Source organism: Paraburkholderia aromaticivorans (assembly GCF_012689525.1).
Classification (GTDB): Bacteria; Pseudomonadota; Gammaproteobacteria; order Burkholderiales; family Burkholderiaceae; genus Paraburkholderia; species Paraburkholderia aromaticivorans_A.
Genome location: NZ_CP051515.1, coordinates 1,628,132 through 1,643,757 on the forward strand (window position 1 = coordinate 1,628,132; position 15,626 = coordinate 1,643,757).

15 protein-coding genes are annotated in these 15,626 nt (G+C 63.2%); 4 read left to right on the top strand and 11 right to left on the bottom strand.

Annotation, left to right across the window (positions count from 1 at the left end; genetic code table 11):
• Nucleotides 1-4: 4 nt before the first annotated feature.
• Nucleotides 5-577 (bottom strand): helix-turn-helix domain-containing protein, encoded by a 573-nt coding sequence (locus tag HF916_RS19215; protein ID WP_168790441.1) that lies wholly within the window; start codon nt 575-577, stop codon nt 5-7.
• Between the two features lie 382 nt (nt 578-959).
• On the opposite strand from HF916_RS19215, the gene HF916_RS19220 reads away from it, so the two are divergent.
• Entirely contained in the window at nt 960-1,664 is a 705-nt protein-coding gene (locus HF916_RS19220) for a YceH family protein (protein ID WP_168790442.1), read from the top strand.
• A gap of 57 nt (nt 1,665-1,721) precedes the next feature.
• Here the strand turns inward: HF916_RS19220 and HF916_RS19225 are convergent, their stop codons facing one another.
• From HF916_RS19225 to HF916_RS19265, 9 genes are all read right to left on the bottom strand, one after another.
• The gene (locus tag HF916_RS19225) at nt 1,722-2,552 is read right to left on the bottom strand and encodes a MipA/OmpV family protein (protein ID WP_206001913.1); all 831 of its coding nucleotides are present in this window, start codon (nt 2,550-2,552) and stop codon (nt 1,722-1,724) included.
• Nucleotides 2,549-3,448: an alpha/beta hydrolase gene (locus HF916_RS19230; RefSeq protein ID WP_168790443.1), complete on the bottom strand. Its 900-nt coding sequence runs from the start codon at nt 3,446-3,448 to the stop codon at nt 2,549-2,551. The genes HF916_RS19225 and HF916_RS19230 overlap by 4 nt, the downstream gene beginning before the upstream one ends.
• A gap of 3 nt (nt 3,449-3,451) precedes the next feature.
• A complete protein-coding gene (locus HF916_RS19235; RefSeq protein WP_168790444.1) occupies nt 3,452-4,222 on the bottom strand; it encodes a DUF4118 domain-containing protein in 771 nt (256 codons plus the stop codon).
• Nucleotides 4,223-4,650: 428 nt separating this feature from the next.
• Nucleotides 4,651-5,169, bottom strand: coding sequence for an SLATT domain-containing protein (locus tag HF916_RS19240; protein ID WP_168790445.1), 519 nt, complete (start codon nt 5,167-5,169; stop codon nt 4,651-4,653).
• 93 nt (nt 5,170-5,262) lie between these two features.
• On the bottom strand, nt 5,263-6,540 hold the full coding sequence (locus tag HF916_RS19245; RefSeq protein ID WP_168790446.1) for an acyl-CoA dehydrogenase family protein: 1,278 nt from the start codon (nt 6,538-6,540) through the stop codon (nt 5,263-5,265).
• Nucleotides 6,541-6,680: 140 nt separating this feature from the next.
• Entirely contained in the window at nt 6,681-7,586 is a 906-nt protein-coding gene (locus HF916_RS19250) for an ABC transporter permease (protein ID WP_168790447.1), read from the bottom strand.
• A 2-nt stretch (nt 7,587-7,588) separates the two neighbouring features.
• Nucleotides 7,589-8,503, bottom strand: a complete 915-nt coding sequence (locus tag HF916_RS19255; protein WP_168790448.1) for an ABC transporter permease — start codon at nt 8,501-8,503, stop codon at nt 7,589-7,591.
• Between the two features lie 94 nt (nt 8,504-8,597).
• Nucleotides 8,598-9,893, bottom strand: a complete 1,296-nt coding sequence (locus tag HF916_RS19260; protein WP_168790449.1) for an ABC transporter substrate-binding protein — start codon at nt 9,891-9,893, stop codon at nt 8,598-8,600.
• Between the two features lie 79 nt (nt 9,894-9,972).
• Nucleotides 9,973-11,031: an ABC transporter ATP-binding protein gene (locus HF916_RS19265; protein WP_168790450.1), complete on the bottom strand. Its 1,059-nt coding sequence runs from the start codon at nt 11,029-11,031 to the stop codon at nt 9,973-9,975.
• A gap of 317 nt (nt 11,032-11,348) precedes the next feature.
• Here HF916_RS19265 and HF916_RS19270 point away from each other — a divergent pair, with 317 nt between their 5' ends.
• The 3 genes from HF916_RS19270 to HF916_RS19280 are packed head-to-tail and all read left to right on the top strand — an operon-like array spanning nt 11,349 to nt 13,644.
• On the top strand, nt 11,349-12,314 hold the full coding sequence (locus tag HF916_RS19270; protein WP_168790451.1) for a polysaccharide deacetylase family protein: 966 nt from the start codon (nt 11,349-11,351) through the stop codon (nt 12,312-12,314).
• Complete coding sequence (locus HF916_RS19275; RefSeq protein WP_168790452.1) at nt 12,311-13,102, top strand: GntR family transcriptional regulator; 792 nt, start codon at nt 12,311-12,313, stop codon at nt 13,100-13,102. Before HF916_RS19270 ends, HF916_RS19275 begins: the two co-directional genes overlap by 4 nt.
• Entirely contained in the window at nt 13,054-13,644 is a 591-nt protein-coding gene (locus HF916_RS19280) for a flavin reductase family protein (protein WP_168790453.1), read from the top strand. The genes HF916_RS19275 and HF916_RS19280 overlap by 49 nt, the downstream gene beginning before the upstream one ends.
• 29 nt (nt 13,645-13,673) lie before the next feature.
• On the opposite strand, the gene HF916_RS19285 is transcribed toward HF916_RS19280, so the two are convergent.
• On the bottom strand, nt 13,674-15,260 hold the full coding sequence (locus HF916_RS19285; protein WP_168790454.1) for a gamma-glutamyltransferase family protein: 1,587 nt from the start codon (nt 15,258-15,260) through the stop codon (nt 13,674-13,676).
• Between the last annotated feature and the right edge of the window lie 366 nt (nt 15,261-15,626).

The following is a 15,626-nucleotide window of genomic DNA, read 5'->3' on the forward strand; positions in this document are numbered from 1 at the left end:
TGGCTCACACGATGAAGAGAAGGTAGCGGGCGCCGCTATGCGCGGGCGTCACGAAAGCGCTGGGGCCGAACAGCTGATAGCGCAGGCAGTCGCCCGGTTGCAGGTCGTGACGCTGGCCGTCGACGGTGATGCGCAGTTGTCCGTCGAGCAGGATCAGATGATGTTCGAGCCCAGGCCGCGGCGACGCGTCGTAGGTGATGCACACGCCCGCGTCGAGTTGGCACTCCAGCACCTCGCCGCTCAGCGCCTGCGCGGGCGGCGACACGGAGCGCCGCCGGAAGCCGACGCTGGCGTCGGTCCAGAGCGGCTGGGCGCCGCGTGGCACGAGCGGCGCGAAGTCTTCCTCGACCATGTGCATCAGGCGTGACATCGGCAGACCGTACGCGACGCAGAGCTTGCCGAGCACGCTCGCCGTCGGGCTCACGGCGGCGTTTTCGAGGCGTGACAAGGTCGCGCGGCTGACGCCGCTGAGTTTGGCGAGATCGTCGAGCGACCAGTTGCGCTCGGCGCGCAACGCCCGCAGCCGCTGGGCGATGCGGCGGTCGATGGCGTTGTCGTCGGGGAGAGTGTTTTCCATATCAGGGAAATTATCTCGAATATGGAAAACAGTCAACAGCGAAAAAAATGCGCCGGATGTCCAGCCGCCCAAGCAACACCGCTTGCCAGTGCCGGGTCATGCGCCGCATCGACGTGTCGCAACCGGGCGGGCTGACATGCTCGATCAGAGCTTCTATCACGCTTGCGCCGAGTGTGGCGTCACGCTCGAGAGAATCCACAGACAGCGCCCGCTCGGCTCTTGCCACGCGGCCTCACGCCTGTCGCGCAGTAGCGGAGATTCGTACACCTGCGCGGCCTGGGCCGTTTATCATAGTGCCCACAAACCAGAAAGCGCCGCCCGGCTGTGCAGCGGTCAAGCACATCATCCACGAGACCCGGCGGCTCATGCCGCGACATCATTTATGAACTCCACTCCCGACGCTTCTTCCCGTCCTTCGATCCGTGCGTTGACCCTGCTTGAAGGACGCGTGCTCAGCGTGCTCGTCGAGAAGCAGCACACGGTGCCGGACAGCTATCCGCTCTCGCTGAACGCGCTGACCTTGGGCTGCAACCAGAAAACCGGCCGCGCGCCGGTGATGAACGCCACCGAAGCCGAGGTGCTGACCGCCATCGACGGATTGAAGCGGCTGAGCCTCGTGATGGAAGGCAGCAGCAGCCGCGTGCCACGTTTCGAGCACAACATGAATCGGGTGCTGGGGTTGCCGAGCCAGTCGGCGGCGTTGCTCACCACCTTGCTGCTGCGTGGTCCGCAAACCGCGGCCGAGTTGCGCCTGAACAGCGCGCGTCTGCATGGCTTCGCGGATATCTCGTCGGTCGAGGCATTTCTCGACGAACTCGCGGCCAACGATCCGCCGCGGGTCGTAAAACTCGCCCGCGTGCCAGGCGAGCGCGAGAACCGCTGGACGCATCTGCTATGCGGTGAAGTGAGCGCGAGCGAATTGGCGCAGCCGGGCGATGAAGACGACTCGGTGCCGCTGTCCGCGTTCGAAGCGGTCAAGGCCGAACAGAAGCGTCTCGCCGACGAAGTGAGCCGGCTGCAGATCGTGGTGCGTCGCATGGCGGAGGAACTGGGCATCGATGCCGCCGATCTCACAGCAGGCGAATGACGTTCGCATGGCCTGTTGCGCGTGACGTTACGCGTAACAGGCGAGAAAGCGGCCAGCCTAGAACTTGTAGTTCACGGAAGCGAGCGTATTGAGTTCGAAGCGCTTTTCGGTAATCGGGCTGTTCGCCGCATCGTGTTGAAGACGCCCGAAGGTCGCGGCGACCGAACCATTCCAGTGCCGCGAAAAATCAACCGTCACCATCGCGTTCATATGAATGTCCCGCACGCCTGCGCTCGTGCTGTAGGCGGGCAATCCCGACGCGGCGCTTTGCTGGTCCGACACGCCGAAGAAGGTCCGCGTATACGTGCCGTTCGCCCACGTGAAACCCGGACCCACTGAAAACAGCCAGCCGCCCACCGGCGCCGACGCCAGCAAGTCGGTGGTGACCGTCGTCCCTTGATGATGTCCGGCAATATCCTGATACAACGCGACCGAGCCGGTGAACGCCCACCACGTGTAGTCGGCGAACAGTTTCAGCTTGGGGCCGCCGTCCACGTCGCCGAGACCGTGCAGGCGCGGATCGTCCGACTCCTTGCGCGACTGGAAATCGAAACTCAGCGCGGCGCCCAGGTGATACTCGGGACCGCGCAGCACATTCACGCCGAGCACGTCCGGGCCTTGTGAGAAGAACCGGTCGTTGTAAGAGATATCGAGCGCCGGGAAGGGGATGTAGCTCAACTGCCGCGAGCCCGGATATTTCGGCGTTATCACGACGCCGGGGCCGACGCCGATCTTCCATTTGCTGTCGGCGGCGGTGCTCGTGCTGGCATCGGCATTCGCGGTCGAAGCGGCGTCGTCCGCGCGAGCGGTTTGTGCCGCCGAAAGACCCAGCGCCGCGGCGAGCAGCAACGATACCGGCGTTGGCCTCACAGGCTTGCGCGCCGTCATACGCGCTCCTTGCCGAGCGCTGCGAGTTGCCTCAGGCGACGCGCCAGCGCCTTCGAAACGACCGGTTGTTTGCCGCCTTCGTCGCCGCTGTGAGCGGCTTCGCTTTCGCGCAAAAACAGCGCGGTTTCGCGCGCGACGATCTCGCGTTCGTTGTCGGACGTAATCATGTGATACGAATCGTCCAGCCAGATCGTGCGCAAGAAGGCCGCGCCGATATGTCTGGCGACGAAGCGGGCATTGCGCGGGCTCGACGTTTCATCGTCGATGGCATGGACGATCAGGCAATCGGTCTTGATGTCGCGCACCAGCGTGCGCACATTCGACGCGAGGCGGCTCGCTTCGTGCAACGCGGGCAAGGAGATCGTCGACGGCCCGACTTCGCTGAAGTCGCTGCGCTGCATGGCGCGGGCGATCTTCGCCCGGAGCGCTTCGTTGCGCAGCCCGAACGGCGCGGCTTCGCGGTAACGCCAGCGCTTGCGCAGCGGCGTGTAGTACGCCCAGTTGAGCAGGAAGCGATACCACGGGATGGCCCAGCCGTCGTACGAGAGCGTGAGCGAAAGCAGCACGAGCGACTGCGCCTGCGGGCGGCGCTGCGCCAGCGCGAGCGCCAACGCCGCGCCGATCGATAAGCCGCAGATCGACACGCGCGCGAAACGCGCGGTCAGCGCATCATACTCACGCACGGCGGCCTCGATCCACGTTTCCATCGCGGCTTCGTTGGAACCGGCGCTATAGCCGGGCAACAGCGGCGCGCAGGTGGTGAAGCCTTCGGCGTTGAGAAAGCGCGCGAGGAACCGCAGTTCGAGCGGCGAACTTGAGAGGCCGTGCAACATCAGCACGGCGTGGTCGTCGCCGGGGAAGAACAGCGCGCTCGGCTGGGTGGTCGGGTGGCTCATGGTTCAGGCTCCGATCCGCAGCACGAGGAAGTCGCCGGCGTGCGTCGTGAAGCGCTCGCATACGCATTCGGTCAGCTTCGCGGCGCCGTCGCCGCTTTTCATACGCACGCGATGGCTGCCCGGCCACATCCCCTTGCTGAGCCGCTGAATGTCGTCGGGATCAGCATCGGCAAAGCGCGGGCCCGGCGCGATTTGATTGGGCAAACGCGGCAGTGCGCCTTGCGGCTTGACGTCGTCCACCGGTTGCAATGCATTGCGCTCGAGCGCCTGAATGAAAATAAAGGTCTTGTGATGATGCGACAGATGCCGCAGCAGCCGATGTGTTTCGTCGGCGGCGCGCCGTGCCAGCATGCGTTCGTTATCGTGACGCAGCAGCATTTCATAACGCGACTGCGCGACCGAGGCAATGAGCTCCGCGCGAAACTGCGAGCGCCGCAAACGCTCGATCAGAACGATCACCAGCAGCGTGACGAGCGGATAGGAAATCAGCAGCGCCAGGTCTGCTCGATCGAATACGGTAATGTCCGCGTAAGGCGGCACGAACAGATAGTCGGCAATACACAAGCCGAGCAGCATGACCGTCAATGCCGGCGCCAGCCCGAAAAAATACTCGACTAGCGATGCCGCAATACAAAAGGCGGAGCCCGGCAGAAATGGGCCGATGAACGGATGGAGCAACAGACGCACACCGCTGGCAATCGCCAATGCGGCAGCGGCGGCAAGCCAGGCGCGCGTTCCCCGTGGTGCCCAGCGTCGGGCGTTTTGAACTTCCATGATATTTATTTCTAGGGAGCGGTGACGCTTCCCGATTGAGTGTGGCGTGCGCATTCAAGCGCAGGCCGGACAATACCATAAGCGCGCAGACTCAAAATCGGGTAAATGTAAAAATTCGAAATGTTCACGTGCAAATGTCGCATTTCGATTGGCTGACAAAAATAGGCGCCGGTGAAGCGGGCTATTTTCAGCGTGATGAATGATGGGGCATTTGAGCTTAAGCGATGCTTAAGCTCGATTGGGCGGTCTTTGGGATACCTTCGGCAATGGGCTTAAAATCGTCCAAACCGCTTTCGCATCAACGCGCAAGAACAGAGACACAAGCCGGCACGTTCGGCATTCGTAATGTACTTGTATCCGATGTGTGCCCATTCCAGTTAAGGCTATTTACACATGATACAAAACATTGACGACGATCCGATCACGCATTAGTCGTCGCGGTTGCGCTGCGGACCCGCGGACAGCGTCCGCTGCGTGCGGTAGAAAACGCGCGGCGGCACGTTGGGCGAATCTTCGGCGAGCCGGTCGAGTTCGTCGCGGATTGCGGTGAGGTAGTGGCCGTCGCGCGCATCGGCATCGCCCGCGAAGATCGCTTCGAGCCTGCGGCGCACCGCGCCATAGCGCGCGCCGGCCGCGCGATGCTTTTCCGCGCGCTCGGCGTAGCGCAGGAAGGTCTGCAGTGCGGCGGAGACCGCGGCCGTCACGCTCACGAGGCCGACGAAAATCCTGAGTCCCGGCGAAACCGCGGACGAATTCAGCGATGCAAACACCGCCGTGCCCACGAAAGCGGTCAAGGCGGTCACCAGCCAGCCGACCTGGCGGTCGCGCGCCGACAGCAGATCGGCCATGTCGTAATGGCTCATCTGGGATTCGCGCGCGCGCCGGATCCATTTCAACAGAAGCTGGTTCTCGTCGACCGGCGGCTCGTAGGCAGGCAAGTTCTTCATGTCGCTCGTCAGGGCTGTTCGGTTGCGCAAGCTTAGCGCATGCATCTGACGATACTGTGCCACATGAAGCCGGCGACCCGCGCGGCAGCGGTCTTATGCCGTTGCCGTTGCTGCTTCGGTCACTGACACTGCTTCCCGCGCCACACCAAAGCGCTCGTTATGCGCGTTGCCGTTCAGGTAAAAATCACCAATCGCGGCCTCGCGAATGATCGCGGGATTGTGCGACGCCAGCACGCGGGCATTGCGCCAATAGCGATCGAAACGGTGCGTCTCGCTGGTCGCCGATGCGCCGCCCACTTCGAATAGCAGCGTCGCCGCCTGCAACGTCTGCTCGATGACGATCTGTTGCGCCTGGAAGGTCTGGATGTCGAGGTTGATGTAAGTCTGTTCGTTGGTGCGGCCTTCCTGTCGCGCGACCGAGACGTCGTCGATGGCACGCGCGAGCGACGCGCTGATGCTCTGCGTCGAGTAAGCCAGGCTCGCGAGCCGCCCGACCACGCGATGCACGAGCGGATTGTCACGCGGACTCGATTCGCCCGGAACACCGAACGTGCGAGTTTTGGCTTGCGTGAACGCGACCGCGTCGCGCAACGCCGCACGGCTTATGCCCGCGAGGTTCGCGACATGCAGCGCCTGGTAGTAAGCCGTCAGCAAACTATTGCGACGCGGCTCGGAGGCGTGATAGCGCCGGTAGAGGTTGTCGAGCGAAACCGGCACGTGGGTGAAGCGCGCCGTGCCGCTGCCCGTGAGCCGTTGCCCGAAACCATCCCAATCGTCGATGCGTTCGAGGCCCGGCGTGTCGGCTTTGACTAGCACGCGCACATCGCTCTGGCCGTCGTGCGCGGTGACGTCGACCCAGTCCGCGTAGAGCGTGCCGGTGGTGTAGTACTTCTCGCCATCCAGATGCCATGCGCCGTCCGTTGTCGTGAGTCGCACGCTGTTGTTGGTGACGCCGGTGCGCTCGGACACCGCGCCACCGACGATCTGACCTTGCGCAACACGCGTGAGCCAACGGTCGCGCAACGATTCGTCGCCTTGTTCCAGCAGCGATTCGATAAAACCACCATGCACGCGCAGGATTTGCGGCAGATTCGAATCCGCTTCGCCGAGGCGTGTAACCAGCGCGAAGAACTGCGCGAGCGAGATGCCTTCGCCGCCGTATTGTTTGGGTACACGCAGTTTAGTGTAGCCCGCTTCGCGCAGCCACTCCACCGGCGCATAAGCGAGTTCGCGATGCTGCTCGCGCTCGACCGCGCCCTCGGCGATACGCGCGAAAACCGGCGCGAAGCGGCGGGTCAGCGGGTCGTCGCCGAAGAGTTGCGCGGCGTCGGCGATGCTGTGATCGGGATTCGTTGATTGAACTGCGGACATGGGTTCTCCGAAACGGGGTGCGCGCGAGGCGCAATCAGAGAACGGTAAGGGACGCGACTGGGTGCTAGCAACGAAGTATTTGGCCGATTCTTAGCAGCAGGAGTGAAATGGTTTGAGGCGCGCCGCGATAAACGCGCGGCTTATTTCAGTCCCGCCGCCGCACGCCTGCGCGCCAGCAATCGCACGGCGAGCAGACACACGCCCATCACGGTCAGCGACAACACCGTCGTCATGGTGCCCAGCGCGTAGATCACCGGTGTGGTCACCGACGTGGTGAGCCCCTGAAGCTCCAGCGGCAAGGTGTTCTGATCGCCGATCGCCTGCGACGTGCGGGCAATTTCGTCCCATGAGAGCGTGAAGCCGAACATGGCGACGCCCACCACCGACGGACCGATGATCGGCAGCACCACGTGCCGGAAGCTCTGCCATGGCGTCGCGCCCAGATCGCGCGAGGCTTCTTCGTAAGCGGGATTGAAGCGGTTGAACACCGCGAACATGACGAGCAAACCGAACGGCAGCGTCCACGTCAGATGCGCACCGAGTGCCGAGGTGAACAAGCCCATCGACGTGGTATAGCTGTCGGCAAAAGACTGATAACCCCACGCGGTGGCGAAGTACTTCACGCCGTTATCCAGCAGACGGAACGTCAAGCCGATGCCGAGCGAAACGATAATCGACGGCATGATCAGACTGGCCACGGAGACATAAAACACCGCTGTATCGCCGCGAAATTTTCTGCGAAACGCGAGACCCGCCGCGACGGAAAACAGCACAGTCAGCACCGTGACCGCCAACGCGAGCCGCACGGACCGCCCGAACGCGGCCCAGATATCGACATCGCCGACGCCATCGCGCAGCACGGCGAACCAGTGTAGCGACACACCGCGCATCGGAAACGTGAGGCCGCCCTCGGGACCCTGGAACGACAGAATGAAAATCGTGATCACGGGTCCATAGAGAAACAGCACGAACAGGCCGAACAGCAGCGCGAGCCAATAGAAACTCGCCGGACGGCGTTCCCGATGTTTAAGACGAATGGCCTGCATCTTCACAGCTCCTTGCGGATGTCGACGACCCGCGTCAAGCCCCACACGATCATCAGCACCACGGCCAGCAGCATGATCGCATTGGCCGCCGCGGCGGGAAATTGCAGGTAGCCGGTTTGCACCTGAATGATCTTGCCCACCGACGCGATCTGCTGGCCGCCCATCACGCCGACGGTCAGGAAATCGCCCATCACGATCGTGATGACGAAGATCGAGCCGATCACGATGCCGGTTTTCGACAGCGGCAGAACCACGTCGCGCACCACTTGCCAGCCGCTTGCGCCGGCGTCGCGCGCGGCTTCGAGGAGAGAGCGGTCGATCCGCATCATCGCGTTGAAGATCGGCACGATCATGAAGAACGTGTAGAGATGAACGAAGGCGAGCACCACCGAAAAGTTCGAATACAGCAGCCATTCCAGCGGCTGGTCAATCAGATGCGCGCCGAGCAAAGCCTGATTCACGAGACCGTTGCGCCCGAGCAGCGGCATCCACGAAATCATGCGGATCACGTTCGAGGTCCAGAACGGAATCGTGCAGACGAGGAACAGCACGGTCTGCATGCTCGTGGTACGCACATGGAACGCGAGGAAGTAGGCGATCGAAAACCCCAGCAGTAGGGTCACCGCCCACACGATCGCGCAGAACTTGAGCGTCGACCAGTACGTCTTGAAGGTGACGCAAACGTCCGTCAGCGACGAACACCCGTTGAAGATCGCCGCGTAGTTCTTCAGCGTGAATGCGGGAATGATCTGGTATTCGTTGAAGTCCCAGAAACTGACGATCAGCGTGATGACCAGCGGCACGATGAAAAACAGCAGGAACGTCAGCGAGAGCGGTGTCGCCTGCAACCAGGCCGGCGCGCGGCGGTGTTTGACAGGCTCGTCCTGCGCGTGCGAGGGAAGGTCGATCGTTGCCATGGGCGTATTTCTAAGGAATGACTATTCGTTCATTCGGACAGGTGGTGACAGCCGGCGTGTTGCGTGCCGTCTGTCATATCGAACCGCGCGCCAATCAGGCCGCGATGAACTCGTTCCACTTCTGGACCATGTAGATGTTCTCGTCCATCACCGCGTTCCAGCAGGCAATCGCGCCCATGCGCTGGTTGTACGAGCCGCCGTCGCGCACGGTGCCGGTTTTTTCGAGCAACTGGCCGTCCGGCGCCTTGATATCCTGCGCGGCCGGCTTGCCTTCGATCCAGTAGTCCCACTCGTACGGCTGCATGTGCGTTTTCGCGGTCTCCAGCACGCCCGAGTAATAGCCCTGGCGCATCAGATAGGCACCCGCCCAGCCGTCCTGGAACCAGTTGACGAACTCATAGGCGGCGTCGAGCTTCTTGCCTTGCAGCGAACGCGGGAAACCGAAGCCGGATGCCCACGAGCGATAACCTTCCTTGAGTGGCTGGAACTTGCAGGCGACACCCATGGTGCGGACTTTCGTGACCGCTGGCGACCACATCGACTGGATCACCACTTCGCCCGACGCCATCAGGTTGACGCTCTCGTTGAAGTCCTTCCAGAACGCGCGGAACTGGCCGGCACGCTTTGCTTCGATCAGGATCTTGATGGTTTGATCGATCTCGGCCTTGGTCATGTTGCCTTTGTCGCCGTATTTCATGTGACCCATCGCCTCGATCGCCATGGCCGAGTCCATGATGCCGATCGCGGGAATGTTCAACAGCGCCGCCTTGCCCTTGAACTGCGGATTGAGCAGTTCCGCCCAACTGTCGATGGGCCGTTTGATCAGGTCAGGGCGAATGCCGAGCGTATCCGCGTTGTAGGTGGTTGGAATGAGCGTCATCCACTCGGTGGGTGTCGCAGAGAATTCCGTGGAGCGCGGGCCGGTGAGGAACATCACTTTCTTCGGCGCGGTGCCTTGATCGCCGATCTTCTTGCCGTTGACTTCGCCGCGCGTCAGCACCGGCGTGATCTTGTCAGCGAGCTTGATGCGCTTCGCGTCCATGCCGGCCAGCGTGCCGGCCGGAATCAGTTTCTTGAGCGCGAAATATTCCGTGTCGACGATATCGAACGAGTTTGGCTGGGTGATGATGCGTTTGGCGACGTCGTCGGTGGTCACCGGCACGTATTGAATCTCGATGCCGGTGTCTTCCTTGAATTTCTTGGCGATGTCGGCGCTCTGATTGACCGCCGTGCCGAGGTAGCGCAACGTGATTTTTTCCTGCGCGTGCACGTACGGAAAACCGGCAATGCCGGCCGCCGCCACGGCGCCCTTGATGAACGTGCGGCGCGACAGGCCTTTTTCCTTCACATCGGTTGCGGCCGCTGCCGGGCTTTCGTTCGCTTCACTCATTGCTTTCTCCTCAGTTGACGTTCGATTGACGTTCGATATACGTTCCGTTCGCGCTTGTTCGATGCGCGAGGCTCGACGCTCAGGCTGCGAGCGGATGCGCGTCCTGCTCCTCCCACCAGACCACCACGCGTGCCTCGGGACCGAGCCGCGCCGGGTCGTAATCGTTATCGCTGACGAGCGAGACGAGTTCGGGCGACCCGTCGAGCGGATCGAGCGTCACGCGCAGATGCGTGCCTTGATATTCGGCTTCACGCACCGTGCAGGGCACGCCGCCGATGCGCGTCATGCCGTTGTCGCCGCTCGCGTTCTGCACGGGCGTAATGCCATGCGGCACGACGCGCAGATGATCGGCGCGCACGGTAAACGACCGGCCATTGGTATTGAAGACGTTGTGACCGCCGAGAAAGCGCGCGACGAATTCAGTGCGCGGACGGTTGAAGACTTCATGCGGCGTGCCGCTCTGCTCGATACGTCCATGGCTCATCACCACGACGAGATCGGCCAGCGCCATCGCTTCTTCCTGCGAATGCGTGACGTGCACGAAAGTGATGCCGAGTTCTTTCTGCCAGCGCTTGAGTTCCGCGCGCATCTGCACACGCAGGAACGGGTCGAGCGCGGACAACGGTTCGTCGAGCAACAGGCAGCCCGGCTGATTCAGTAACGCGCGGGCGAGCGCGACACGTTGCTGCTGGCCGCCGGATAGCTGAGCCGGTTTGCGTTCCGCGTACGCCGACATGGCGACCAGGTCGAGCAGCTCGGCGGCGCGCTTGCGCCGTACGTCTCTGGCGATGCCGCGCATCTTCAGGCTGAAGGCGACGTTGTCGAGCGCACTCAGATGCGGAAACAGCGCGTAGTTCTGGAACACCATGGCCGTGCCGCGAGCAGCGGGTTCGGCGCGCGTGACGTTGCGGCCGGCAATCAGAATGTCACCGTCGGTGACCGATTCATGCCCGGCGATCATGCGCAAGGTCGAGGTCTTGCCGCATCCCGACGGCCCGAGCAGGCAGCAGTACTGGCCGCCGGCGATGCGCAGATCGATCGCGTCGACGGCAAGCGAGTCGCCATATTGCTTCGACACGTGCACCAGTTCGATGTCGGCGGCTTTGGTTTCGAGCACCGTTGAAGCAGGCTGAATCATGAAGGGGTGTCCTCGTGAACGACGAAAAAGCGGGGCGCACGAAAACCAACGCGGCGCCTGAACGAGACCAGGCAAATGCAAGACATGTGCCATCGTTTGCATCGCGATGCCCGATTGATTGCCGACGCGCCGGTGTGCTTAACGTCTACGAGTTGGCTCGCATATTGCAAACGATCCGCAGCGTCGATCGTTAGCGATTCCAACGATTCTTTTGCGCGATCGCGGTGCGTGCCGGGTCCGTCGCGGGGCATGAACTGGCCATTCCGGTTCATGCGCTCACGCGGCCCGGCGCTTTCTCTCACCCACGGCTTTTTCAAATGAACGACATACGGAACATGCCCGCCGCAGAGAATCGCGCGCGTCAATTGCTTGCCACGCATGGCCGCTTCGCGTACCGCCCGATCACCGACAGCGACGCGTACCGCTGGCCCGGCGGCAGCGGGCTCGCGGTCTATCTGGGTTTCAACATCGAACACTTTGCCTTTGGTGAAGGGCTCGGCGCCGCGCTCGGTCCGATCTCGCCGCAACCGGATGTGCTGAACCATAGCTGGCGCGAGTACGGCAATCGCGTCGGTGCATGGCGCTGCATCGAACTGTTCGATCAACTCGCGTTGCCCGCGGGCACGCTCATCAACACCGCGCTCTACGATCATTGCCCGGAGTTGATCGCGGCCTGCGTGGCGCGCGGTGACGAACTGATCGGCCACGGCCATACGAACGCGCACCGTCAGAGCGACCTCGACGAAACCGGCGAACGTGAACTGCTTCTGCATTGCCGGGAAAGGATCGCTGAAGTGTCCGGCGTAGCGCCGCACGGCTGGCTGTCGCCGTGGATTTCCGAGTCCCATCTCACGCCCGACTTACTCGCCGAGACCGGCTATCGCTACACGCTGAACTGGTGTCACGACGACCGTCCCGTGCGAATGGCCACACGCGGCGCGCCGCTCTGGTCGATTCCCTATCCGCAGGAACTCAACGATCTGCCGATGATGGTGGGCCGCCAGATGGATGGCCACGCCTTCGCCGATATGATCGTCGACCAGTTCGACGAGATGCTCGAACAGGCCAATCGCGGCGCGCAGCCGCAGGCGCTCGTGATGGGCATCGCCTTGCATCCGTATCTGGTGGGGCAGCCGTATCGCTTGCGGCATCTGCGCCGCGCACTCGAGCACATCGCCGCGGCGCGCGCCCGAGGCGACGTATGGTTCACCACGCCGGGCGCCATTGCAAATCATATGGACGTGCTGGAGCGGGACGGCATCGTGCGCCCGGCCATCGCATGAACGCGAAAGCCGGCGCGGCCACCGCGAAAAAGCCCCTGAAAGACGACACGGATCTCGACGCACGCATCTATCAGTCGATTTTCGACGGCGTGCTGAATCATCGTCTGACGCCGGGCACGAAGCTGCCGGAGCCCGAGTTGTGCCAGTTGTTCGGCGTGGGCCGCGCGGTGGTGCGGCGCGTGCTGGAAAAGCTCGCGTATGACGGCATCGTCGTGTTGCGGCCGAACAAGGGCGCGGTGATCGCCGAACCCACGCCCGAGGAAACGCGCGAGATCTTCGAAGCGCGCCGCTCCGTCGAACGGATGCTGGTCGAACTCGCCGTGCAGCGCGCGAACGCCAAGGACATCAAGGCGTTGCGTCAACAGCTCGCGAGCGAACATGAAGCGATGCATCGCTTCGACCAGCCTTCGTGGGCGACGCTCGCCAGCGGCTTTCATATGCGCATCGCTGCGCTGGCCGGCAATTCGATCCTGCAAAACTATCTGAAGGAACTGGTCTCGCGCTGCTCGCTGATCGTCGGCGTGTACGAGCCGCCAGGGCACGCGCCGTGCGAACACGCGGAGCACGCGGCGATCGTCGATTGCATCGAGGCGCGCGATGCGGCAGGCGCGATGGCGCATATGGAAGCGCATCTGCGCGACCTCGAAGAACGGATCGAAATCTCGCGGATGCGCGGCGAAAAGAGCCTCGGCCAGTTGCTCGGCATCACCGTATCAGTCACTCCCAACCAGGCGTCGACATGGAAATCAATTTCGAAGCGATCACCGAATACCAGCGTTACAAGCTGATGGCGAGCCTGATCGTGCCGCGTCCGATCGCGCTCGTCACCACGCTCGGCGCCGACGGCACGATCAACGCGGCGCCGTTCTCGATGTTCAACATGCTCGGCGAAGAGCCGCCGATCGTGATGATCAGCGTCAACCGCGTGGCCGACGGTACGCTCAAGGATACGGCGGTGAACATCGTGCGCACCGGCGAGTTCGTGGTGCATCTCGCGGACGAAGCCATCGCGGACAAAATGCATCGCTGCGGAGCAAGACTGCCGCCGAACGTGAGCGAACTCGCCGAAGTCGGCTTGACGCCGGTGCCGAGTTCGCACGTCAAGCCGCCGCGCATCGCCGAAGCGCCGGTCGCGTTCGAGTGCACGACATGGGAGACGTTGGAGACGACGAGCCGGCAGATTTTCATCGGACGCGTGCATCGGCTGCACGCGCGGGACGAGTTGATCGACACGGAAACGTGGCGTGTTCGGCTACAGCATTATTTCCCGGTGGGCCGCTTCGGCGCGAGCGACTATGTGACGACGCGGGACCGCTTCAACCTCGGCTGACATCCGGCAAACATGTGGCGCACATCGCGTCACACCGCGAGCGCCCGGCCGTCGCTGCGAGGATCGTGCGCGCCCGAGGCCGATCCGTCCGCCTCGATGCGAATCACGCCCGGATGTCCGGCCAACGGACTCTGCGCCGCGATCGCGCTGACTTCATGTCCGCGCGCGGCGAGCGCCGCGAACACGTCGGCGCCGGCGTCGGCTTCGAGCTTCAACGCGTCGCGCGTGTCGGAGAAAGTCTTGCCGAGCAGAAAACGCGGACGGGCGAGGGCGGTCAGCGGATCCATGCCGTAGTCGATCAGCCGCGTGAGAATCGCGGCGAGCGTTTGCGGCTGACCGTCCGCGCCTTGCGTGCCGAACAGCAGCTGCGGGCGGCCGTCCTTCACATACATGCCAGGATTGAGCGTATGGAACGGCCGCTTGCCCGGCTGCACGGCATTGTGATGCGCGGGGTTCGTGCTGAACGACGCGCCGCGGTTGTGCCACAGGATGCCGGTGTCGCCCGCTACCACGCCGCTGCCCCAATCGAAGTAGACCGTTTGCAGCACGCTCACGCTGCGGCCTTCGCGATCCGTCGCGCCAATGAACACCGTATCCCCCGGACGAAACACGTGCGGCCACGCGCGCGCTTTACGCAGATGGATCGAGCGGGCGTGGGCATCGAGCGTGGCGGGCGAGAGCATCTCATCAACCGGCACGCTGTTGAACTCCGGGTCAGAGACAAGGCGGTCACGATCCACGAACGCGCATTTGACCGCTTCCACGAGCAGGTGATAGTAATCGGCGCTGCCTTCCGGAATCGATCCGAGGTCGAAACGCTCCAGCATGCCCATGATCTGCAAGGTCGTCACGCCTTGCGTGGGCGGCTGCAAGCTCACCAGTTCGCCGCCGCGATAAGCGACCCGCAGCGGTGCTTCGTTGCGCGCATGCGTGCGGGCGAGGTCGCTTGCACTGAGTGGCGAACCGGCTTGCCGGAGACCATCCGCGATCCGCTCAGCCAGGTCGCCTTCGTAGAACTCACGCGCGCCGAAACGCGCAATACGGTCGAGGCTCTTTGCCAACGCCGGCTGAACGAAGCGCTCGTCGATCGCGGGAATAGGGCCGTGCGGCGCAAAGGTCGCCGCGAAGCCGGGCAACGCCTGCAATTCGTCGGCGCGCAGGGTTTGCCAGAAATGCTGCGACGGCGTGACAGGAAAGCCGTCGGCGGCAAACTCGAGCGCACGGTCGAACAGCGACGACCACGACTGCATGCCGCCCCAAACGCTTTGACTGATCTCGTAAGCCTGATGCCATGTATCAACGGTCGCGGCGGTGGTGATGGCAGAAGCCGGACCGCGCAATGGAATCGCACCGTTGAACTCCGGCAGTTGCGCCGCGGCCTGGCCGATGCCCGATAACGTGCGCAACGTCCCTTCACGGTCGCCGATCACCCAGAAGGCGTCGCCGCCGAGGCCCGTGAAATGCGGGTACGTCACGCACAGCGCGGCGCCGATCGCGATGGCGGCTTCAATGGCATTGCCGCCCGCGCGCAGGACATCGCGGCCGGCCTCGCTAGCTAACGCATGCGGACTGGTGACCATGCCGCCATGAGTGCCGGCGGGTTTCAGATTGTGCATCGAGGCTCCGCTACTGAGGGTTCGCCGGAAGGTGCCGGGAGTATAGATCGCCAATTTTTGGGTGATCAGCCGTCGAGTAGCACGTAGGCCAGCGCGCTTCGCTAACGTCGAACATATCGCGCGATGTCTGCGCGGCGGGCGATTCGGCCCGCGCGGCGAACCGCGTTGCGTTGTCGGGTTCGTTGCGCTCGCGTGCCGCGAATGTTTCGGTCATACGCGTGAGCGGCAAGATCACAAAACGAGGCGCACAAGATGGCGCGCGCGTTCGTGGTGGCCGGTGCATCGCAGCCCGCGTTGCCGATGCGCGCGTCGGCGCGAATCCAGGGCGCGTGAGCCCCGAGTTGGTGAGCGCTGCACCATCGGCGG